The sequence below is a fragment of the Bacteroides graminisolvens genome (assembly GCF_963666085.1).
Lineage (GTDB): Bacteria > Bacteroidota > Bacteroidia > Bacteroidales > Bacteroidaceae > Bacteroides > Bacteroides graminisolvens.
Genome location: NZ_OY762556.1, coordinates 1,031,120 through 1,055,841, shown reverse-complemented (window position 1 = coordinate 1,055,841; position 24,722 = coordinate 1,031,120). Strand labels below are relative to the sequence as shown.

The 24,722-nt window shown below is 39.0% G+C and carries 14 protein-coding genes; 3 read left to right on the top strand and 11 right to left on the bottom strand.

Annotated elements, in window-relative coordinates; all coding sequences use genetic code 11:
* The first annotated feature begins 11 nt into the window (after positions 1-11).
* Positions 12-1,694 (top strand): SulP family inorganic anion transporter, encoded by a 1,683-nt coding sequence (locus ACKPCE_RS04180; protein ID WP_319504308.1) that lies wholly within the window; start codon positions 12-14, stop codon positions 1,692-1,694.
* Positions 1,695-1,747: 53 nt separating this feature from the next.
* Here the strand turns inward: ACKPCE_RS04180 and ACKPCE_RS04175 are convergent, their stop codons facing one another.
* A complete protein-coding gene (locus tag ACKPCE_RS04175; protein ID WP_319504307.1) occupies positions 1,748-2,524 on the bottom strand; it encodes a radical SAM protein in 777 nt (258 codons plus the stop codon).
* Positions 2,525-2,580: 56 nt separating this feature from the next.
* Entirely contained in the window at positions 2,581-4,605 is a 2,025-nt protein-coding gene (locus ACKPCE_RS04170) for a helix-hairpin-helix domain-containing protein (protein WP_319504306.1), read from the bottom strand.
* Between the two features lie 100 nt (positions 4,606-4,705).
* On the opposite strand from ACKPCE_RS04170, the gene ACKPCE_RS04165 reads away from it, so the two are divergent.
* Positions 4,706-5,308, top strand: a complete 603-nt coding sequence (locus ACKPCE_RS04165) for a DUF4294 domain-containing protein (protein ID WP_024995503.1) — start codon at positions 4,706-4,708, stop codon at positions 5,306-5,308.
* Positions 5,309-5,329: 21 nt separating this feature from the next.
* Here the strand turns inward: ACKPCE_RS04165 and ACKPCE_RS04160 are convergent, their stop codons facing one another.
* Entirely contained in the window at positions 5,330-5,863 is a 534-nt protein-coding gene (locus tag ACKPCE_RS04160) for an RNA methyltransferase (RefSeq protein ID WP_319504305.1), read from the bottom strand.
* A 487-nt stretch (positions 5,864-6,350) separates the two neighbouring features.
* Here ACKPCE_RS04160 and nadA point away from each other — a divergent pair, with 487 nt between their 5' ends.
* A complete protein-coding gene (gene nadA / locus ACKPCE_RS04155; RefSeq protein WP_319504304.1) occupies positions 6,351-7,343 on the top strand; it encodes a quinolinate synthase NadA in 993 nt (330 codons plus the stop codon).
* A gap of 28 nt (positions 7,344-7,371) precedes the next feature.
* Here nadA and ACKPCE_RS04150 read toward each other — a convergent pair whose 3' ends face one another.
* From ACKPCE_RS04150 to ACKPCE_RS04115, 8 genes are all read right to left on the bottom strand, one after another.
* The gene (locus tag ACKPCE_RS04150; protein ID WP_277639805.1) at positions 7,372-8,775 is read right to left on the bottom strand and encodes a glycoside hydrolase family 28 protein; all 1,404 of its coding nucleotides are present in this window, start codon (positions 8,773-8,775) and stop codon (positions 7,372-7,374) included.
* 12 nt (positions 8,776-8,787) lie between these two features.
* Positions 8,788-10,272 (bottom strand): glycoside hydrolase family 28 protein, encoded by a 1,485-nt coding sequence (locus tag ACKPCE_RS04145; RefSeq protein WP_319504303.1) that lies wholly within the window; start codon positions 10,270-10,272, stop codon positions 8,788-8,790.
* The gene (locus ACKPCE_RS04140) at positions 10,272-12,575 is read right to left on the bottom strand and encodes a GH92 family glycosyl hydrolase (RefSeq protein WP_319504302.1); all 2,304 of its coding nucleotides are present in this window, start codon (positions 12,573-12,575) and stop codon (positions 10,272-10,274) included. The genes ACKPCE_RS04145 and ACKPCE_RS04140 overlap by 1 nt, the downstream gene beginning before the upstream one ends.
* A gap of 114 nt (positions 12,576-12,689) precedes the next feature.
* Positions 12,690-14,327: a RagB/SusD family nutrient uptake outer membrane protein gene (locus ACKPCE_RS04135; RefSeq protein WP_319504301.1), complete on the bottom strand. Its 1,638-nt coding sequence runs from the start codon at positions 14,325-14,327 to the stop codon at positions 12,690-12,692.
* Positions 14,328-14,348: 21 nt separating this feature from the next.
* Positions 14,349-17,330: a SusC/RagA family TonB-linked outer membrane protein gene (locus ACKPCE_RS04130; RefSeq protein WP_319504300.1), complete on the bottom strand. Its 2,982-nt coding sequence runs from the start codon at positions 17,328-17,330 to the stop codon at positions 14,349-14,351.
* A gap of 188 nt (positions 17,331-17,518) precedes the next feature.
* Entirely contained in the window at positions 17,519-21,781 is a 4,263-nt protein-coding gene (locus tag ACKPCE_RS04125) for a hybrid sensor histidine kinase/response regulator transcription factor (protein ID WP_319504299.1), read from the bottom strand.
* Positions 21,782-21,892: 111 nt separating this feature from the next.
* A complete protein-coding gene (locus tag ACKPCE_RS04120; RefSeq protein WP_319504298.1) occupies positions 21,893-22,435 on the bottom strand; it encodes a hypothetical protein in 543 nt (180 codons plus the stop codon).
* A gap of 7 nt (positions 22,436-22,442) precedes the next feature.
* Positions 22,443-24,722, bottom strand: a complete 2,280-nt coding sequence (locus ACKPCE_RS04115; protein WP_319504297.1) for a GH92 family glycosyl hydrolase — start codon at positions 24,720-24,722, stop codon at positions 22,443-22,445.

Genomic DNA, 24,722 nt, shown 5'->3' with positions numbered 1-24,722 from the left:
AGTAAGATTAAATGAAAGCATTTGAATTCAAGCCAAAGCTGTTCCTTGCTTTGAAGAATTATTCAAAAGAATTGTTCATGGCCGATTTGATGGCCGGTATCATTGTGGGTATCGTTGCTTTACCACTGGCCATTGCATTTGGTATTGCTTCGGGTGTTTCTCCGGAGAAAGGTATTATTACAGCTATCATAGCAGGATTCATCATTTCAATGATGGGAGGTAGTAAAGTACAAATTGGAGGGCCTACAGGTGCTTTTATCGTTATCGTATATGGAATTATACAACAATACGGTGAAGCCGGACTCATCGTTGCCACTCTCATGGCCGGTGTATTGCTTATCTTATTAGGGGTATTCAAATTGGGTGCTATCATTAAATTTATTCCCTACCCTATCATCGTAGGATTTACCAGTGGTATTGCCGTTACGATATTCACCACGCAGATTGCCGACATATTCGGACTTTCTTTTGGAGGAGAAAAAATTCCGGGCGACTTTATCGGCAAATGGATCATGTATTTCAATCATTTTGATACCATTAACTGGTGGAATACGATAATCAGCATTGCCAGTATCATTATCATTGCAATGACTCCTAAGTTCTCCAAAAAGATTCCGGGATCACTTATAGCAATCATCGCCATCACCTTATTGGTGTATGTGCTTAAAACGTATGTAGGGGTTGACTCCATTGATACTATTGGTGATCGTTTCAGTATAAAAGCGCAATTGCCGGGTGCAGAGGTGCCCACACTGAATTGGGAAGCAATGAAAGGTTTGCTGCCTGCCGCTATTACCATTGCCGTACTGGGTGCAATAGAATCTCTTTTATCTGCCACTGTTGCCGATGGTGTGATAGGCGACAAACACGATTCAAACACGGAATTGATTGCACAGGGAACGGCTAATATCATTACGCCGCTGTTCGGAGGTATTCCGGCAACGGGAGCTATAGCACGTACAATGACCAACATCAATAACGGGGGAAAGACTCCGGTAGCCGGGCTCATTCATGCCGTGGTATTGTTTCTGATTCTTTTGTTTCTAATGCCGCTGGCACAATACATCCCCATGGCTTGCTTGGCCGGTGTATTGGTCGTTGTGTCTTATAACATGAGTGAATGGAGAACGTTCCGTGCCTTACTCAGGAATCCGAAATCGGATATTACCGTGCTGCTGATAACCTTCTTCCTCACCGTTATTTTTGATTTAACCGTAGCCATTGAAGTAGGACTGGTTATTGCTTGTCTGCTTTTTATGCGACGGGTAGCCGAGACAACAGAAATATCTGTTATCACTGATGAGATAAACCCCAACGAAGAGCTTGACATAGCTGTTAATGAAGAAAGTTTGATGGTTCCCAAAGGGGTGGAAGTTTATGAAATTAACGGTCCGTATTTCTTTGGTATTGCCAACAAATTTGAAGAGCAGATGGTACAGCTGGGCGACCGTCCCAAAGTGCGTATCATACGCATGAGAAAAGTTCCTTTCATTGATTCAACCGGTATTCATAACCTGACCAACTTGTGTAAGATGTCTAAAAAAGAACGCATTACCATTGTGCTTTCCGGAGTGAACGAAAAAGTACATCATGTGTTGGAGAAATCGGGCTTTTACGAATTACTGGGCGAAGAGAATATTTGTGAGAATATCAATGTAGCAATTGACAGGGCTAATCAGATTATACAGAAATAAATGCCACCACATATCTAACTAATAAGGTTCGGGAAATTCCCGAACCTTATTAGTTAGTAAGATGCTGTTGCGAAAATATGCTCTTTAGATAGCAAGTCAACAATCCGGTCAAGTTCATCGGGTGTAGCTTTCTGCAATTCGTGTCCCGGTGTATCTCTGTCGATCGTATAGATCATGACCTGTCGGGGTGCAATGCTTTTCACAGCTTCAATCCACGGCAGAACATACTCATCGGTGGTATTGTCCATGCTTTTCCCTTTGTAACTGCCTTTAAGGAACATGGTTTGAATAATGCAGTCGCCCTTAAACTCTTTCAGCGTATCGACAATATCGGCAACCGAATAATTCCCCACAGGACGGTCAAGCATGCGGATATACGCTTCATCAACCGTATCCAGTTTCATAATGTTATTGTCGACCTTCTTCAGTGCTTCGAATACATCGGGGCGTTTAATAAAGGTAGAATTACTCAGTACGCTAACCTTGGCATGGGGGAAATAACGATTGCGAAGAAGCAGCGTATCATGAATAATCCGGGCAAAATCAGGATGACAAGTAGGCTCACCGTTACCGGCAAAAGTAAGCACATCGGGTTGCGGCCCGTTGGCTTTCATATCAATCAATTTATTCTCAAGAGCTTTGATTACCTTTTCATAAGTAGGCATCGGGGTTTTGGCTCTATAATCGGCATTCAGTCCGCATTCACAATAAACACAATCAAAAGAACAAACTTTTCCGTCGGCAGGCAGAAGGTTAATACCCAAAGAGACTCCCAGTCTGCGAGAATGAACCGGACCAAATATAGGTGATGGATAGAGTATAGTCGACATTTCTTTTTTATTTATTTTCCGTTTTGGTTCGCAAAGTTACATAAAAGATGAATAGGTTATAACTTATACCTTACTTGCAATTGAGCGTCTGCCTTTTTATTCCCTCTTATCAAATCAAGTCCGGATCCTATTTCATCACGGTCATGGTAGCGTGTCTGACCCACTTTAGCCATAATCATCAATTTTTGAGACACATCATATTTCATGTGGAAAGCGATTCGCGTTCCAATACCGTAATATGAAGGCACGGAAAAAGAATACATCATACCCTTTTCATACGAATACACTCTTGAAAAGTAATCGTCAGTATGAAACCACGAACCTTGCAACTCACATTTCAAAGGCCATTTGCGAAAAGCATACGTGCAAACTTGTGCCAATTGATAGCCTTCACTCCCTTGAACACCGGGTTGATGAAGATGTGTGTAATCTGCAACGGATTTAAAGGCCAAAAACGCATTTGCTTTGTAGTTGAACTGGTATTTCAATCGATGTTGATGCAAAGGAAGTACCGACTTTATTTTCTCTTCATTCGTGTAATTTTTATCTTTCTTTTTGTATCTGTATCTCATAAACATGGAAAGCCGGGAAGAAGGCGTATAGGTTGATTGAAACTGCACATCTACGCCCGATGAAGCTCTGTCGATACCGTACTTTAACCATGGAAATGAAAAGAAATCAAGAGAAACAAAATATTTCCAATACCGAAACGGATTCGCCTCAACAGCCAAATACCATCCGTTTTCATTCTGAACATGTCCGCCTTCAGAAAAGGAACTGGCATACATGGCCCAATAATTATGGGTATACAATCTGTGGACCAACGAAACCGTATAATTATTGGCCTTGGAATAAGAGAGAGTATTCAACAAAGCATAGCCACCCGACTTGCCAATGGCTGCCTCCCCCGAGAGCAAGAAACGATTCCATCTGTATTTATAGTCAACACCCAAATTATAAAAATGATTGCCTCTGATGTTATATTTAGCGTACTCTCTGAGTGCAGGTTCATAAGGTTTGTCGAAAAAATAATAAATACCTGTAACGCCCATTTTTAAACGATTGGTTGTATAAGCCACATTACCTCCCATGAGTTGTAAGGCAAACAAATTACTTCGTTCCGCCTCCTTTTGAGTACGATGCAGTCCGCTCTTATTAATAGAAGTTATTTGTTCTTCTTTGACAATACCATCAAGCGACCGGTGTGAGTAAAAGGCCGATAAACATATCTTTTTCCAATTAACAGCAACCGCTGCCCCTTGTTGGTAATTAAATTCATCTGTGGAAGCGTGTTTTTTAATTCCTTCGGCACGGTTTCCGAGCGTATAAAGCGATGTGCTTTTCCCCATAATAAAATCATTGCTCATAACCAGTCCTTGTCCAAAACTAAGACGATAATTTCCTAATGCCAATGTTTTAATGCGACGAATGTCTTTAAGCAAAAAATAAAATGAATAATGATCATACCCTTTTGTATTATGTAATGCCAGAAAAGGTTCACCGGCATCTTTTTCGGCAGTGATACCGGCGTAAACATGGTCTTTGTATCGAAAACCATACCTGGTTGAGTGATAAACAGGAGGACCCAAATACGAATCTTCGTATCCTTTTCTTTTATAAAACGGAATATCAATACGGGTTATTAACTCGTGTCTTCCCTTGGTCAAGACGTTCTTTAGAGAAGGAAATGTTGGCGACTTCTCAACCGGTTTAACACAAACATAAGGTATTAACAATTCAATGCTCTGCTTGTCCATTGATTCAACCAATTGTAACTCATAAACAGACTGCATGGGACCGTTGATGTAAAGGTAAGCCAATAAATCTTCAATTTGCAATTCAGTGAGGAAAGGAAAGATAAGCAGTTTTTCTTTAGTTACTTCATTTAAATTAAGGGGTTGATCGAGGCGGTTAGTTAATTCTTCCAGTTCATGATCCCAATTAACATCAGTATATTCGTCGGTAACGGCAATTTGTTCCATGACACTTTCCCATTCATTCACTATGGGATCTTGAGAAAAAACAGTCACATTAAAAAAGAGCATAAAAAGAACGAATAGAATAGCTGTGTGTTTGTTCATTGAGATTTCAGATTAAGTATAAATAATTATCGGTTTGCGAAGATAATTTAAATTAGATAAACAGCAACACATTAACCGGAAATAATAGTATTTTTGCTGCATGAAAAAAAGGTTCAATATATTAACCGGGTTCTTGCTGCTTTCTTTGATTGCCATACAAAGCAATGCGCAAGAAAATAAGTCAGCCGGAGGATATCTTGTGCCTGTATGTATTTACAAAGGAGATACGATTCCTTCAATAACACTTCCGGATGTGTACATATTCAAACCGCTAAAGTTCAGGAATGACAAAGAGAGGAAAGAGTATTATCGGTTGGTTTATAACGTAAAAAAAACCTTTCCTATTTCACAGGAAATTAACCGAACCATTATAGAAACATACGAGTATCTAGAAACACTACCTAATGAGAAAATCCGACAGAAACACATTAAGAGAGTAGAAAAAGGGTTGAAAGAACAATATACCGCACGCATGAAAAAACTTTCTTTTGCCCAAGGCAAGCTGTTAATTAAGCTGGTTGACAGGCAGTCAAACCAGACTTCTTATGAGCTGGTTAAAGCTTTTATGGGACCTTTTAAAGCCGGTTTATACCAAACATTTGCCGGTTTATTCGGTGCCAGTCTTAAAAAACAATATGATCCCGAAGGCGAAGATAGAATGATTGAACGAATTGTTCTACAAGTACAAAACGGTCAGTTATAAGTTATCAGCAAGTTATTAACTTCAAAATGCAGTGAGTTTTTTAAAGAGATCCCAGATCACTATACCTGCTGTAACCGATACATTGAGTGAATGTTTCGTTCCGTATTGCGGAATCTCTATGCAACCGTGAGAATAGTTTATTACCTCCTGCCCTACTCCTTTTACTTCATTACCCAGTACTACGGCATATTTCTGCTGCTTGTCCAGTTGAAGGTCATCAAGCATAATACTTCCTTCAGCCTGCTCAATAGAATAGACTATATACCCATTGCTTTTTAAGTTATCAACAGCTTCAACAGCGTTATGAACATACGTCCACTCTACTGAAAACTCAGCACCTAAAGCCGTTTTATGTATTTCAGCATGTGGAGGGACAGCCGTGATACCACACAGATAAATATGCTCAATACGGAAAGCATCCGAAGTTCTGAACACAGAACCTATGTTGTGCAAACTACGTATATCATCAAGTACTACCACCAAAGGCAATTTCTTCGCTTCTTTGAATTCTTCCGTACTGATTCTATTTAACTCGGTGATTTTTAACTTTCTCATGCTCATAATGATCTCTTCTAAATATAATGCTGCAAAATTAATCATTTCTATTTTATGCTCCCATTTATCAGTTAACTAATCGGTTAATACTCGTTTATAAGTTGTCAATACCTCATAAATACTTTTTCAAAAAATAAGTTGCTTTATTCATTAAAACATATATGAATACCCATAAATAAACAATCCAAATAAGTTAATAAAAACTTTCAAAGCTTACATAAACACATTTTTAAACCGTGTTTCTTCAATTTTTCTCTTTTAGTTTTTAACTTTGCAACCTTTCAACAGGTTGTTAATTAAATATATATATCACTTATTATCAAGACTTAAAGCCTGTTTTAGTTGTTAATAAGGATGTAATAAGTCAAGGTCAAAGACTAATAACTTATTATCCAAATAGAAAGTAAACTATTTGCTAACACTATTAACAACCTATTATCACTAACATATATTTTTAAAAGATTAGAGATTAAATAATTAGATTATAATGAATAAAGAGAAATGGTTAATAAAGGGTTTTGCTGATGAACCTGTGGATAAAAGCATTGATCTTAAAAAAGCAATCAACAAACTTAAGAAAGAAAAGAATGCTGTGATATTGGGACACTACTATCAGCAGGGTGAGATACAGGATATAGCCGACTTTGTAGGCGATAGTCTGGCACTCGCTCAATGGGCTGCTAAAATAACAGCCGACATCATTGTGTTGTGTGGAGTTCATTTCATGGGTGAAACAGCCAAGATTCTTTGTCCTGATAAGAAAGTATTGGTACCCGATTTGAATGCCGGTTGTTCGCTGGCCGACAGTTGTCCGGCCGATGACTTTGCACGTTTTGTCAATGAGCATCCTGGTTACACGGTTATATCTTACGTAAACACTACTGCTGCTGTGAAAGCTGTTACTGATGTAGTGGTTACTTCAACCAATGCCAAACAGATTGTTGAAAGCTTCCCTAAAGATGAAAAGATCATCTTCGGTCCCGATAGGAATCTGGGTAATTACATTAATTCAATTACCAATCGCAATATGTTGCTTTGGGATGGTGCATGTCATGTTCATGAACAATTCTCTGTTGAAAAGATTGTGGAGTTAAAAGCACAATACCCTGATGCAGTGGTGTTGGCACATCCTGAATGTAAAAGTGTGGTTTTAAAACTGGCTGATTTTGTAGGTTCAACAGCAGCCTTGCTGAAACATGCGGTTCAAAGTGATGCGCAACGTTTTATTGTGGCAACAGAATCGGGTATCTTACATGAGATGCAAAAAAAATGCCCACAGAAGACATTTATTCCCGCTCCACCCAATGATAGCACCTGTGCATGTAATGAGTGTAGCTTTATGCGTTTAAATACAATGGAGAAGCTCTATAACTGTTTGAAGTATGAGTTTCCGGAGATTGAAGTTGATAGTGAAGTAGCTAAGAAAGCAGTTCTTCCCATTAAACGAATGCTTGATATATCAGAAAAGTTAGGGTTATAAAACCCTAGCTTTTTCTTTCTATGCTAAATTATTTTAGATTAAACGTTTGTAACCCGTCAATGTTCTGACTAAACATGGTGTCGGCAAAATAAGACGGACGGGTATCTCCCCAACGTACGGTAGAATTTCGGATATTTACATTTGATGCATTATCAAGATAAAATCCGTATGTTTTCCCTTTAACAAAATCATCACCTTTACTTGGACGTTTATCATATATACCGCCTTCGTAATTGGTGCGTTTACAAATCATCAGATCTACTTCATCAAAATATATATTTTGAATTTTGTCTTTTGATTCTGCACTGAGGAATACTCCATTTTCACTTTCGCACTTTATGTTATTGAAACTGATATCAGTAACTGTTCCAACTTCATAATCGGCCATTCCTTTTGGAAAGCGCCAGCCTGCATCTTTATGATCACCTGCTTTACGGGTGTAGGCTGTTACATAAATAGGTTCGGCTTTTCCCCACCAAACGTTAGAGAAGAACTTACAATCAATTACAATGTTAGAAAAGATAATATTTTCTACTGTGCCTTCGTCACGGTTTTGAATACCAATGCCGCGGTTACTGTCTCTGATAATACAGTTGTTTACAACGACGTGACTGATACGGTCCATATTTTCGGAACCTATTTTAATAGCGCATGAACGAGAAGTCATGGTACAATTAGTTACCAGAATGTTTTCACAGGGTCCTAAATCTTGATATTCACGACGATTTTTCAAACAGATACAATCGTCTCCTGATTCAATGAAACAGTTGCTGATACGCACATTTTTTGAATGATCCACATCGATACCGTCTCCATTACGAATTTTCAGGTTATTTAGAATACTTATTCCATCAATAACAACATCATTACAACCTACGAGGTGTACTGTCCAGTAAGCCGAATTGCCTATAATAACATCTTTGATACGGATTTCTTTACCATTAATTAAAGTAAGTACATGCGGACGGGGATCAAATTCGTGTACAGGTTTTAATTCATAAGAATCTTCTAATTCTTTACCCATAAACGAAACGCCATTGCCATCAATTTTACCTTTTCCACTAATGGAAAATTGCACAATGTTAGTACCACTAATCCACATCATACCTTCACCTTTATTATCGCGAAAAGCACTTTTATTATACACCTTCTCATCCGGATTAGCCAATAACTTAGCATTTGCTTCCAGGTGCAGGTCTACGTAAGATGCTACTGTAAAGGGACCGGTCATATACACTCCGTCTCCCGGAATAATAACTCGTCCTCCTCCTGCTTTGTTGCAATCATCAATGGCTTCCTGAATGGCTTTGGCATTATCGGTAACACTGTCTCCTTTTGCTCCATAATCACGGATATCAAAATCTGTTTTTTTTGTATGGCAGGACATCATAAATCCTAATCCAAGAAGGGCTAATAAAAATTTTAGTCTCATCATATTCTCTTATTAGTTATTAACTATTATAATTTGTTCTCTTTTATCTAATGGAAAAAACAGTTGTTCAAGTGATTCTCCTTTCACATCGTCCATTATAATTGCCGGACGATAGTCTGGTTCTGTCAACTTCAATTTTACATTTTTCAATTTTATATTCTTAGCGTGACGAATATAAAATCCCCACGAGGGCAGTTCACCAAACATACTGAATTCTGGATATTTATCAATCTGTTCCTGTACTTGGTTTAAACGATTGAAAGGTATATAAGCCATTCCTTTGGTTGCTCTTCCCGGATAGGTTATTTCTATATTTTCAAGATGAATATCTTCTATATAATATCCCGGTATACCTGTTATAGATGAAGGAAACGGATTATGGAAAAAATCGACTTCCGGTCCTCTTAAATCATAGTTAATATCTGGCCTTTCAAACGGAATTTCTACGGTCATGTTTCTTATGGATATATTTTTTATTGTTCCCGGGTGTTCACCTGCTCTGTGTCCCAAACGAATAAATAGGGCATTACCTGTATTTTTTGCTATAATGTTATTTATATTGATATTTTCAATATGGCCTCCATCAACAGATTCAATGGCTATGGCCGAACGAAAAGTATCAAATACACGAATATCATCAATCGTTATATTTTTAAAGCCTCCCCATGAAGCAGTTCCGAATTTTATAGCGCTTGCACTACTACGTACTTCGCAGTCAGCAATGTAAATGCTATCGTTATAGGCATCGGGATGATAAGACTTCAAGCAAATGCCATCGTCTGCAGAATTGATATTACATCGGGTAATCTTTACATTATGACAATCAATTATATCAAAACCATCATTATTCCAATAGGCTCTATTGGTCATGGAAACTTGATCTATTGATAAACCGGAACAAAGATCAAACGTAACACCCCAACAAGCACTATTCATGAGATGTAGTCCTGTGATTGATATATTTGTGCATTCTGACAGAAAAAACAATTTTGGACGAGCTGTTTCATTAGGGCGCATTCTTCGAACATTGTAATTCGGGTCTATACGTAATCCGGCATGATGTAAACTGTCTATATTCAAAGCCAAAGCCAATCCTTGACCATCTATTGTGCCTTCACCACTTAAAGCAATGTTTTTTGCCTTGTATCCAAGAATTAAAGCAAGTTTTGAATTATCACTTTCCGCTGTAGTATTGTCTAATTTATTTAATGGATAATAATCATCAGGATTGGTACTACCCAATATCACTGCTTCTTTCTCCAAATATAATTCAATACCCGATTTGATTTGTATGCAACCAGTGAGATAAGAACCTTTTGGAAAAATGATCCTTCCTCCTCCTTCTTTACTCAGTTGGTCGATGGCCGACTGAATAATTTTTGTATTCAGTGTTTTACCATCATCAATGGCTTTTCCCTGAGTTACTATGTTGTAATCTCGGGACCATATAGGGATGGCAAGTAACAAAGATATGATTATGCTTATAGATTTCTTCATTAGTTATATACTGTTTGTTTTAAAATTGATGGAGGACAATTTTCTTTTTTTGTTGCCCAGTTTTTATTTGGAATATTTCCCATTACAAATTCTAGAATGCCTCCTTCGAGAATCTGTTTATGTGTTATATAACTATTTTCAAATTTTCTTCCGTCAAGCGTAGCTGACTGGATATAAATGTTGTCTTCTGAAACGCCGTGAGCTTTTACTATAAAATCTTTCCCATTTTCAAGGTGGATAGTCATTTTTTCAAAAGCCGGAGAACCAATTACGTAATATGGATCTCCTGGACATACCGGATAGAAACCCATTGCTGAAAACACATACCAAGCAGACATTTGACCTGCGTCATCATTGCCCGATAGTCCTCCGGGTGTATTATCATATTCTGTATGGCGGATATAACTTACCTGTCGTTGTGTTTTCCAAGGTTGTGCGGCGTAATTAAAAAGATATGGAACTTGATGACAAGGTTCATTGCCGTGCCAGTAACGATGTTCACTAAACATGGAATCTAGTTTGGAAATAAATTTATCCTTTCCTCCCATCAAATTTATCAAACCTCTCACATCTTGAGGCACATACCAAGTATAATGGGCGGGTACACCTTCCGTAATGAATCGGACAAAACGGAATGCATTATCATCTTTTAGAAATGAACCGTCGGCGTGTCTTCCCTGAGCATATCCTGTTCGAGGATCAATCACATTTCTATAGTTCATCGCCCGTTTCATAAGTATGTTGTAATCCTCTTTTTTATTTAATTTATCGGCTACTTGTGCCAAAACATAGTCATCATAAGCATATTCGAGAGTTCTGGAGACTTGTTCGCAAGTATGAAAGGCTTCCTTTACCGAATCTTCCAATGGAATATAACCATACTTCAGATATGAATTCAAAGCCCTTCGACCTTTTCCATTCTTGTATTCTTCAAATGATTCAGGTTCATGGAATGCATTTTTTCTCATAGCTGCATAGGCCTTTTGAACATCAAATCCTTTAATATCCTTCCTGATTGCATCACCTATGACCGAAATACAGTGATCTCCTATCATTGCTGCTGTATAACTGTTCCAACATGGGAATATAGGTAGCCAACCTCCCTGACTATATTTATCAATAAGCGACCGAACCATATCCGCCTCACGTTGAGTATCAATAATTGTAAGCAAGGGATGAAGGGCCCGATACGTATCCCATATGCTGAAATCTTCATAGTAATCACCTTTCTGAGTATAACAAATAGGAGTTCCTTTTGAAAAAGCAGGATAAGCACCATCTACATCGTTAAATACACGAGGAAGGAAGGAAGTTCTATACAAAGCTCCGTAGAATTTTTCCTTCTCTTTGTGATTACCTTGTACTTCTATTTTAGCCAAATGCTTTTCCCAACTTTGTTCTAATCTGTTTTTTACACCGTCAAAATTCCAATCCGGAATTTCAGCGTTCAAATTCTTTTCAGCTCCTTCTAAACTAACGAAGGAAGAAGCAGCTTTCACCAAAATTGCTTCTCTGTTTTTTACTTTAAACCCTATGTAAGCTCCTATTTTATTTGATTTTCCAATGGATGTATTACCGGAAAATACCAATGAATCTTGATAAACACCGTATGTTTCAGGGTTCATTTCATAACGAATAATGAAATACCCGTTAAAACCTGCCGGCTCTCCCCATCCTTGATAGATGCGATGTACCGGATTATAACCTCTTATCTCTTTTTTTGCTAAATCTATTTCTATAGATCCTTGTCCGTAATCACTGTTGGGATTAACAATCAGATACGCCATTCCTTCTTTATCATACGTAAAGCGGAATATGGCTGAACGTGATTGAGCAGTCATCTCTGCTCGAGCTTGATAATCGTCAAGATATACGGAATAATAGGAAGGGGTAGCCATTTCGTTTGTATGAGAGAAAATACTAGCCCTTTGTTCGGGTTGCGTTTTGAGGTTTCCGGTCACAGTCATCAGTGTCATTGAACCATAATCTTGTGTACAGCCACCAACAATCCAATGTGAGTTTCGAAAACCTTGTATCTTTGAATCTTTATAATAATAAGGAGCAATGCATTTATTTTCTGTGTCCTGTGTTTGCGGGGTCCAAAAGTTCATTCCGTGTGGCATGAGTACAGCAGGTAAGGTTTGCCCGTATTCTTCGGTATGTTTTCCGAAGGTTCCGGCAGATGCTGTTGTATTAGCGGCAGTACCCACACGTGTATCTATATATTGTTGCAGCAGAATTTGAGCTTCGGCTACGCTGAAACTACATAAAAAACACAGTAAAAGAATGTATATACTCCTCATAGTTGATTAAAGGTAAAAGAAATAAAAAAGGGGAGAAGACATCATATCTTTAAATAATAACCCAATAAGAAATTTATTGTATGCCTTCTCCCCATAAGATTAACCCTATGGTTTTTACTTGTTGTATCCGGTGTTTTGAGTCCAGTTAGTATTGGAGTTCATAACATTGGTAGGAATTGGGAATATACGACGCCATTTCTGAGTTTTGGCAGCCGAGTTTATAACATGTTTCAATCCCCAATCATTTTCAAATTGACCAAAACGAATCAAGTCATTGCGACGCCACATCTCACTAAAGAACTCACGTCCGCGTTCATCAAGAATATCTTGTAACGTAGGAGCTGTTGTTAACGTAGGAGCTTTAACATAACTGCGAATCTGATTGAATAAACTCATAGGAGTATCACCATTGGTAGCTGTTGCACCCCGAAGAATAGCTTCAGCTTTCATCAGCAAAATATCTGCGTAACGGAAGATAGGTACGTCATTACTTTGGTTACGGTTATAAGTATCATAATCAGCTGCCTGAAGACCCCATTTGATACAACGATAACCCTGATTCCAACCATTAAAATTATCACCTACATTCATAGAGGCATCGCCTGGTGTCAATAAAGTAATATTTTTGGTAAGCACTACACGTTGCCCATTATACAGGTAAGGTGTTGTTGTTTTAGCAAAGGTTGATATATTATAAGTAAAAAGCTCATCCTTTAAAATGATTTCATTACGTTCGTCCCCTGCCAGAGAGAAGCGATCGGCCGCTTCGGGCGTGATGGTGAAAATTCCACCGGCATTTTTTGAAAGTGTTACACCGAATAAACCGGCACCACCTGATCCGTTATTATTGAATTTAGGCCAGTATTGGAATCGGGCGTATGTCATACCTTGTGCGGTTGCATTATCATAAGGCATTGCATAGATGAAATCTTTAATCTGATAACCATTATCCGGCATGAATTTCTTGCGATAACTATCGCTCAGATCAAACTTACCGCTTTTAATAATCTCATCACAGTAGGCCACTGCATCATTCAGTTTGGCGTTTGTTAAAGTGGGCTCATAATTAGCAACATCACTGCTAGTATAAACAGCCCAATTAAGATACAGTTTTACAAGAAGAGCTTCAGCCATCCATTTAGTAGGTTTTCCATACGTCGATGCATTCACATTTTCGGATAAGCCGCCGGAATTAATGGCACGAAGTAAGTCACTTTCTATAAAAGCTGCTACCTCAGCACGCGGAGAACGGACAACTGCTTCATCAGCCCCAATAACATGATCTAAAATGGGCGTATCTCCAAACATATCCATAAAAATGAAATGATAGAAAGCACGCATTGTTAAGGCCTTTGCAATTGATTCGTCGGTTGCCTTGTCGCCTCCGAGGTCCACAATAGCCTGATTACATTTGGTAATGGTTCCGGTAATATCACCAAGCCAATCAATGTGAGCATCGTCCGGATTACTCGTGTGAAGTGTGGCGTGAACATAATTACCGCCGTCATACCAGTTACCACCAAAAGTAACTGCAGAAAATTCATCGGAAGACAACCAAGCTGCCTCCGTGTAACGACGTCCCAATGGGCCACGGAATCCATAGTATAAATCCGCCATCTTTGCCTCTGTTGCAATTTCGGTAGTCGGATAAGAAGTATAGGTAGACTTGATATCTACATCCAAATCGGTACAGGCTGTTACTGATGATAACAGTAAACCTGTAAATAAGGTATTTTTAATATAGCTTTTCATTGTAAGTTCAATTTTAGATGATTAGAAATTAACATTTACACCCAGCATAAATGTACGAGTACGAGGATAATAATTAGTACGTCTGTCTATTCCCGGTTCCAAGCCTCCCAGATTAATTTCAGGATCACGTCCGGAATAGCCGGTAATAGTAAACAAGTTATTGCAGGTTGCATATACCTTGAGTGAATTAACCCAATTACCCAACTTACCAAATGAATAACCTAAAGAAAGAGTTGACAAACGGAAATAATCACCATTTTCCAACCAACGATCCGAAGGAGCTTGTGACTGAACATCTGTTGCCTTTTGTTCTGTTGCTACTGATTTCAATACATTTCTACCTTCGGTAACGAAAGCTACATTGCTATATTGTTCTTTAGTAGCGTTATAAATCTTATTGCCAAAAACTCCCGTAAAGAAGAGATCTAAACTCCAATTCTTATATTTGAAATTGTTTGTCCAACCCAAATTCAGCTTAGGTTGTGCAGAGCCTGTAATGGTGCGGTCTGTATCAACAGGGTCTTTAGTCGTTTCACCAGTACGTTCGCCAGTTTCAGGATCATGTTTGTAGAACACTGATATACCTTCTGCGTTATAACCTGCCCATTCATAAGTATAGAATGTTCCAAGTGGATGACCTTCCATAATACGCTCTACTTGTGCGTTTGAAGAGTAACCGGCAATTTCCGGATCACCAGTTGCAATATAGTCTACCGAATAATCACTGTTCGAAATGCTTTTTACGTTATTCTTATTGTGTGAAAGGTTTAAGCTTGTATCCCAAGTGAAGTCTTTCATGCTGATAGGCGTTGCATTGATTGTAAATTCAATACCTCTATTGGTAATATCACCCACATTAGCATACATCGTACCATAAGGATAGCGGTTAGTAGATACATTATACGAATAAATCAAATCGCTTGTGCGTTTATCATAGTATTCAATTGTACCACCTAAACGACCTCCAAAGAAACTAAAATCAAGACCTACATTAAGCATTGCGGTGCGTTCCCATTTTAAATCAGGATTTGCATTTGATTGAGCAGCTATTGTACGATAAAGACTGGAATTTCCGTTGGCATCTGTATAGGTAAACCATCCGGAAGGACCGTACGTCTGAATGGCTTGGAAAGCCCCAAAGCCCAAAGAGTTACCGCTTACACCGTAACCAACACGGAATTTTAAATCATCAAATAGATTCAAGTCCTTGATGAATTTCTCTTCGCTCATGCGCCATGCAAGAGATGCGGATGGGAATGTTCCCCAACGATTATTTTTACCGAAAGCCGATGAACCATCACGACGGATAGTGGCCTGAAACATGTATTTACTATTGTATGAATAGTTTAAACGACCATAGAAAGAAATCATACGAAGAGTTTCCAATGGATAAGCTGTTATGCCAGTCATATCCATTTTATTTGCAAAACCAAGGTTGTAGTATGAAGTAGCATCGCTATAGAAATCGTAAACGGTCAGACCAAAGCCATCGTTATTGTCGGTTTGCTCATAAGAATAACCCGTCATTAAACCTAATTTATGAACATCGGCAAATGTATGGTCATAATTGAAATAGGTTTCCAGTACTTTCTTTTTATTCTCAAGAGTTCCACGAAAAGCCTGTCCGTTGGCAGTAACAATCTGAGATTCTGTGGTATTGTAATTATTATAATTTATTTGTTCATTTTCATAAGAAAGGTTTAAGTTCCAAACTAAATCCTTGGTGATTTGCAAAGAAGCCTTGCCCGTTCCCTGAAGAACTTTCTTAATCGTTTCGTAAGAATCTTCATAGATCATAGATAGCGGATTATGGTATTGATTTACTGATGTGTAATTATACCAGGTACCGTCTTCATTTTTTGTAGGAAGTAAGGGTGAATAATAGTTCATGGCATCAAATACACTTTGACCGTCTTTGTTTGATGAAACACTCTTACCTTTACTTTGTGCAGCATTAACATTTAAAGCCAAAGTCAAACGATCATTTAAACATTTTGTCTGTGCATAAGCACGACCCGAAATACGTTCAAATTCAGTACCGAGCACAATACCTTCCTTATTCAGATAACTCAGGCTGGCATTGTAGCTGGAACGTTCGCTGCCTCCGTTAATAGAAACATTGTGACTGTGGCTTACTGCCGTACGAAGCACTTCATCATTCCAATTCGTATTGTAGCCTTTATCATTAGGAAGTGTTATGTTGTTGGCTGATGCATAAGACCGTAAATCACTGGCCGACATCATATCAAGGCGTTTGGCTATGTTATCAAATCCTACATAACCACTATAAGAAACATATGAACGATCTGTTTTGCTTCCTTTTTTTGTGGTGATAACAATCACGCCATTGGCCGCTTTAGAACCGTAAATAGCAGTTGCAGAGGCGTCGCGAAGTACATCAATTGACTCAATGTCCTCCGGAGCTATAAGGTTCAAAGACATACCAGGAATACCGTCAACAACATAATAAGGTTCCATTGCTTTACCTGAACGCAGAGAAGATGCACCACGAAGAGAGATAGAAGTTGTTCCTGATGTAGGATCACTGCTTTGAACAATCGTTAATCCGGGAACTTTGCCTTGCAACAACTGACCTGGGTCGGTATATACACCGGTATTCAGTTTGTCAGCTTTCACTGTAGTGATAGAACTGGTTACATCCTTACGGGTCATACTACCATAACCTACAACTACTACTTCGTCCAGAGTTTTAGCATCTTCCTTCATTGTTAGGTTAATAACATTTTGGTTGGTAACCTTTACCTCCTGACTAACATAACCAATATAAGTAAATGTTAATGAATTACCGTTAGAGGTCTGGATCTGGTACTGACCGTCAACATCAGTAATAGTACCTACAGTAGTGCCCTTTACTAGAACGTTGACACCAATCAGCGGTTCGCCACTGGCATCAACCACTTTTCCGGTTATACTTTTTTGAGCAAAAACCGAAATGCTGCTCATCAAAAAGATGAAAAAACATACTAAATGTGTTTTACGCATAACTTGATAACTTAGGTTAATAAAAATCATTTTGTCCAAATGTAGCGTAATACCTAACCTCTCGAGGGTGAATTTTGAAAAATAAAGGATGAAATTTGAACGTCCAATCCCTTTTTAACGATTAGGCCATTTTTCCTCCACGTTATTCATATATAAACAATGTGAATCTCTTGAAAAGAGCACTTTAATCATTCCAAAGAAGTACTTGGCAATACTCCGTATTTCTTTAGATAGCAACGACTGAAATATTTCGGGTCATTGAAACCTACTTCATAAGCAATTTCGGAAACATTCATATTCTTGCTATTCTTGTTTACCTGAATGAGTGCTTGAGCCTTTTTTAAACGATAGTTACTAACGAACTTGGCAATGGATTGTCCCACTAAACTCTGTAACTTTTGATTCAGTAAGGTTTTACTCATATTCATGGCAGTAGCAAAACTTTCTACGTCAAAATCAGGATTACCGTAATTGCATTCAATAACTTCCATTACACTATTCAGAAATTTGCTATCGCGTGAATCCTTGTCTATATTCAGGGAAGAAGGTGTCATTTGTTGATCAAACTGTTGCTGGCTCTGCCTGCGAACATTGAAAATGTTCTGAATACGAACCAAAAGCAGTTCTTCACTAAAAGGTTTTTGCAGGTATTCATCTACCCCAATCCTAAAACTGTCGAGACGGGCTTCATCCGAAACTTTTGCCGTAAGTATTAAAATAGGTATGTGCGATATGGATAAATCTTCCTTAACTCTCCGAGACAATTCGAGCCCATCCATAACAGGCATCATCAAGTCACTGACAATAAAATCTATATTTTCCTTATGAAGTACTTCCAAAGCATGCTCACCGTCTTCAGCTTCCAATACCTTGTATTGTGATTGCAGAATAGAACGAACATAGACTCTCATATCCAAATTGTCATCAACAATTAAAATGGTCTTCTCTTTTATGGTGGCAACGCTCTCTCCTACCGGATATTCGTTTTCCATTTCATCTTGTTCTTCACTTATATTTTCCGGAACTTTCTGTAGTTCGGTCTGATCTGCACTAACATCCATAGGCATTAAAATTCGGATGCCCAATCCCGCTTTTTTATTATTCCGTGCATAGATTCGTCCGCCGTGTTCATTTATAATTCGTTTACACAGATACAAACCTATACCTGTGCCACTCTGCCCATACATCTGAAATTTCACATTCTTCCGAGATTGATAGAAACGATCGAAAATCTTATCCATGTCTTCTTGCAGAACCCCAACACCGCTATCAGTGATGGATATATACATTCTACTTTGTCCTTTTTCATTCAAATATGAATACACATAAAGATTCACTTTTCCTCCATTGGGGGTAAACTTAATGGCGTTGGATAGTAAGTTCACCAATACTTTCCGCATCCACTCTTCATCGTATAGATAAAAAGTATCCTTTGTACGAACCATGCAGCGAACTTCAATCTGCCTGTCTTTTGCAAAGGCTTCAAACGGTATGATGGTATTGAAAATAAAAGCCGGCAGGTTATTTTGTTTCTTGGTTATCATAATTCGGCCGGATTCCACCTTACGGAAATCCAACAGCTGATTGACTAAAGAGAGCAACGACTTTGAATTTCGTTGTGCCAGGTTTAACTGTTCCCTTACCTCCGGACTGCTACTTATCTTTAATGCACGATCTATCGGTCCCAGAATTAAAGAGATGGGTGTTCTGAATTCATGTGTTATATTGGTGAAAAATGAAATTTTATCAGCAGTAATTTCTTGTATTCGTTTGGATAATTCTATTAATTGTTTCTTTTGTTGTATCAACAAATCATTCTGGTTCGAAAGAACATTCATTTTTTCTTCGAGTTCCAGTGTGCGTTCTTTTACTTTTTCCGTCAAGATCTTCCTTTGTTCTTTATAAGCAGATATTCGCCACTGATACCAATAAAATACAATTATTGCTGCAATAAATATTATCAGGATGAAAAACCACCAGGTTTTATAAAAGAAAGGCGAAACAGTTATGGCAAGTTCCGTTATTTGGCTATCGCTCATGTTCAGGGGGTTCTGTACTTTTACTTGGAATACATAATCACCCGATTTTAAGTTGGTGTAGCTTGCATAATGTCTTTTCGGATCACATTCAATCCATTTATTATCGAAACCTTTCAAGCGATAATAATACTTCAGCTTTCCGGCATTTTCATAATCTAAGGCTGAGAATTCCAACGAAAATGATTTGTCGCGTTCGTGCAAATGTACTTCATTGGCCCATGAGATGCTTTTTTTCAGATAATTGTTCCCTCCTTGTGTTATATCGTTATCCAGGACGGTGAGGCGGGTAAAAATAACTTTTTGCACATGCTTCTTGCTATGATTAACCCCTACTCCGTTCAGCCCTATCATGCCGTCAATTCCTCCAAAGTAAAGAGTTCCATCACTGGCACGGCAATAGGCGTTCCAATAAAATTGGCCCGAAAGTAGTCCGTCCTTTTGATAATAGTTTGCAAAGTTTCCTGTTTGAGGTGTATAACATGAAAGACCATCATTCGTGCTAAACCAAAGACGATGCTGATCGTCTTCTAAAATGCCAAAAATGGTGTTATCACATAAGCCGTTTTTGGTCGTGTAATTAGAAAACTTATAAGGATACTCCTTGCTGTCTTCTAAGCGGTATACCCCATAACCGTTGCTGCCTAACCAAATAGTGCCGTCTGATGCTTCAAAAATACAACAAATTTTTTCTATCAGTTTACTTTGAGGATTATCCAGTTTATATTCCATATAATAAAAATGAACATTCTTCCGGTTCTTGGCAAAAGAGTATAAATCAATGATTATCAAACCATGATGAGTACCTACCCATAATCTTTGTTTTCGGTCAATGAGCATAGTAACCAACGAGTTTTTCGGCAGACGGTCAGTTGGTAATACAACATTCGTAAATTGATCCTTGTCCTGATCGTAGAAAGACAATCCCTCGGCAGTACCAATCCACATGCCATTATTCAACTTATCAAAACAAAGTGATCCTACAAAGTTGCTTCGAAGAGGCGTATTGTTGGTATTAAAGTTGGTGAAAGAAAGGTTGGGCAAATTATTCAGGCCGGTTCGGTTCACGCCGCCTCCTGATGTAGCTATCCAAAGCTGATTACGATTATCTTCTGCAATATCGCATACCGAATTATGGCTCAGGCTATTGGCATTTCCCGACTGGTGACGGTAATGTATAAATTCGTCTGTGTCTTTTTTACGCAAACCGAGTCCCTGTTCCACATTACCTACCCATAGGTTACCATAAGAATCTTCGAAAATACTATTAACCGGATTTTCAGCCAAGCTATTAGGATCATATCTGTTGTTGGTGTATAAACGAAGTTTCAAATTACGACTTTCCATTTTATCCATACCACTAATTTCAGTCCCAATCCACAGTATGGGGCCATCAACCAAAAGGCAGTTAATAAAGCTAGATCTATTGGGGTATTCAGAGGTATAGACAGATTTCTCCAATCGCACAAAATCATCCGTAGCAGGATTGTAAAAGTTTAATCCTTTAAGCGTGGCAACAACCAGTTCCTGATTTTGTGTTATTGCTAAGTCCGTGATGTAATTTTGAGTTAGTGAATTGATATTCCCGTCTTGAGAAGAATACAGTTTACACTTTTTGCTTCGTATATCATAGCGAAAGAGTCCTCTATCTGTGCCCACCCAGATATCCCCTCGGTATAGGCAGAAGCAATGAATCATGGTTTGCTGATCAAAAGAAAAAGAGGGCATGAGCTTTACTAATTTCATTGGGCCATCTTTTGAGGACGTTACTTTAAATACATTGGGCCCATAACCAATCCATATTTCTCCATTAACCAAGCTTAAAGCCGTTGTAGATGCTGAGTGCCGCTCATATTTTGAAGTTAACGCCACACAACGTTCAATCTTACCTTCCGGAGTAAAAAAGAGGTGATAAAGATTTGTTTGAGTGGCTAACCACATTGATTTATCTCTATCACAAACAATAAAGTAAACCGGTTCTTTTGAGAGATCTTCGCTTTTAAAAAACGAAAAATCAATAGGTTCCAGTTTGTTAGTCTTCAAATTCAATAAATCGAGTCCTGCTTCGGAAGCAACCCACAAGCGGTTGAAACCGTCTTCGCACACTTGGTTAACGAAGTTAGAGCGTAGGCGTACGGTAGTAGACGTAATATTGTAGTTTACAAAAGAATATCCGTCATAACGTGCGAGTCCGTTATGCGTAGAAAGCCACAAAAAGCCCTGGCTATCTTTATAAATATCGTCTATAAAATTGTGTGGTAACCCATCGTTAATGGTAATAGCTGAAAAGTTATACTGATCCAGAATTTTGCGAAGAGATACTTGTGCCCGGCACGGAATTGCAATAGCTAAAAAACAAGCCAGCAGCCAGTAGTTTATACTTCTATTAATGGTTCTATTTGCTTTTCTTTTCATTTAGGGACCAGTACTGGTTTCTCAATGCATTTCAGGTTCAAAGAACAAAAATAGATTTCTTTTCTTTGAGAAACAACTAATCGGGCATAAATTGCTTCAGCTAAGCAACTTCTATTCCACCGTCCAATCTATCTCCAAAGGGTTATTACTTGTTTTGCAAATAAGTGGTAAGTCCTCATTATCAATGATCCACATGTTCGTCAGGTCCACATCGGCTGATACATGAATCACTTTTTTCCCGTTACATTCTTGTTTCTCTGTTGGCTCTTCAACCACTTTCCGGTAAGTTGTTCCATTATAGATAAACCAACCATTTTCCTTCAACGATTTCCATGCTTTGCGCGAAATAAAACCAAACGTTTCATTGGCAGGTAATGCCACTTCGCATCCGTCAACAGGTTGCAGCCAGCTCAGGCTATTGCCATTTTCCACATTCTGTTTCCCCATTTTATAACATCCCTTTTGCCACTTGAAGTTGCGTAATATGCTCCATTCAAAACGGATTGTATCTTGTTGTTCAGTGATGCAGACCTCATAATTACGAGTTTGTCCATGCAATTTATAAACGAACTTATACTTTTCGTTTATCTGTGCGTTGGCAACTAAGGTAAGTAATACAGCCAACAATCCTAAACTGATTATTCTCTTCATCATCGCATTCCTACATTTTAAGAGGAGGCAATTCCTCTGTGCCCCAGTCAGAAAGTTTATTTCCCATCTCTATCACCAGCTCGCCGCCTTGCAACAATTCATCATGATTAATCCATGCACGCTGAAGTTCTTTTCCGTTGAAGATAACACGTTGAATAATGCCATTCTTCTCTGATAGCTTTTTGGCACAAACATGCAACGTTTTACCATTGGCTAAACGGATGGTATATTCACTTAACAAAGGCGCATTCATTAAATAATATGGTTGTCCGGCATTAGGATAAAGACCCATCATGTGAAAAGCTAGCCAGGAAGACATGGCTCCCGAATCATCGTTTCCGGGTAAGCCGCCGGGTGTATCATTATAATTGTGCGTAATAATCTGTTTGATTCTTGCACTACTTAAATCAGGACGCCCAATCCAATGATAGAGACATGGAGTCAAAAAAGACGGTTCATTGTTTACGTTATAATATCCTTTATCAAAGAAAGTATCGAGTCTACCACGGAACGCTTCTTTCCCACCGCTTTTTTCAATCAGAGCGGGCACATCGTGAGGTATGCTGAGCGAATACTCCCATGAAATACCTTCATAGAAGAAAGCTCCCCACCAAGGCGTATACCACGGAGATTCGTTGGTTACGGGCGTATAACGAAAGGTAGGATGTTGTATTTTGGAATGCCCGAAAGGCACATCATCCAGCCATTCTCCGGAAGCGGAACGAGGCATGATAAACCCTTTGACCCCGTCGTGCTCATAATCATCACGCCATAAGTTTTTCCAGTTATCAGCCTTGCGAATGTATTCTTCGTAAATATCTTCTTTTCCCAGTATCTTGGCAACGGTAGCTATATTATAATCGTTATAAGCATATTCAACCGTACGATTCCCTGCCCGATCAATGCCGAAGGGTACGTAACCCAGTCTGTTATATTCTACTAACCCGCCACGCCCCTCTTGCTCTTCATTACCTCCGGGAGGCACAGTGGCATCTTTCAGCATCGCCTTCAAAGCTAATTCATAATCAATGCCTTTCAGTCCTTTTACCAATGCATCGGCAATGACAACCTCGGCATTTGAACCACCTTGAGTACGACCATTAGCATTGCCGCTACGAGCGTCGGGCATATAGCCATCTCGCTGATAAATATTAATGAGGGCATTCACTATATCAATTTCTCTTTCGGGTGAGAGAATGGTAATCAGGGGGCTAGAGGTGCGATAAGTGTCCCATATTGCATAAAAGTCATCGTAATAAGGCGCATTATCCGTCCACAGAGGATTCTCTCCGGTACGGTCTACAGGCATGAGACATGTGTGATAAAGAGCCGTGTAAAACATTCGTTTTTGTGCTTCGGTAGCACTTTTTCCTAACTCTATGCGTTCCAATATCCTTTCCCATTGCGAGCGTACTTTCTGCAGTTGCTGACTGAAATCCCAATGCGGAATGTCCCTGCGCACATTTTCCTGTGCCTTCAGTGAGCTCAGAAAAGAAATGCCTATTTTAAATTTAATGGTGCTCTCTTTATTTTCTTCTCCCCATGAAACAGCTGCACCGGTTTTCTTTCCTTCGTCAAACTGTGCCTTTTCACTGAAAGAGAACTGTTTATCTTTCCAGGTAAGTGTCTTTGTAAAAGGCTTGTCGGCTACTGCATAGAAGTAAACCGTATAGGCCCGTCCGTTGTTCCACCCTCCGCGGATGCGGCTATAACCGCGAATTTCGGTATCCGATATTATCTCTATTTCCGAGCCCACAAACTGTTGTGCTTCGCGGGCATCGGGAATTGCATTCTCTCCCAAAAAGAAGCCGGCATCTACTCGCAGTGAGCGCTTGCTTTCTTTGGGATAAGTGAATTGATAAAAGGAACATCGGTCCGAAGTAGTCAGCTCTGTTTGAATGCTATTTTCCTGAAAGCGTGTACGGTAATATCCTAATTCGATCTGTTCTGATTCCCGCTTTGCTTCATGGCTTTCCATATCGGGTTCTCCGGCATAAGGCTGTACCAGAATATTGCCATATTTCGGTCCGCCGCCCGTACCACTTACGTGTACCTGAGCAAAACCGGTAACTACTTCGGGCATAGGCAACCAGCCGCTGTTGGGTTTACAGGTGCAATCCGGACCGGGTTTCACCATTCCAAATGGTGCCGACGGCCCAATGAATACCCGTCCTAAACCTTCTGAGCCGATTTTAGGATCAACATACTTACCATATTGAGCGTATGCTGTGAATGTTATGCATAGACACCATACGGAAAGAGAAACCTTTATTAATGTACGTTTATTCAT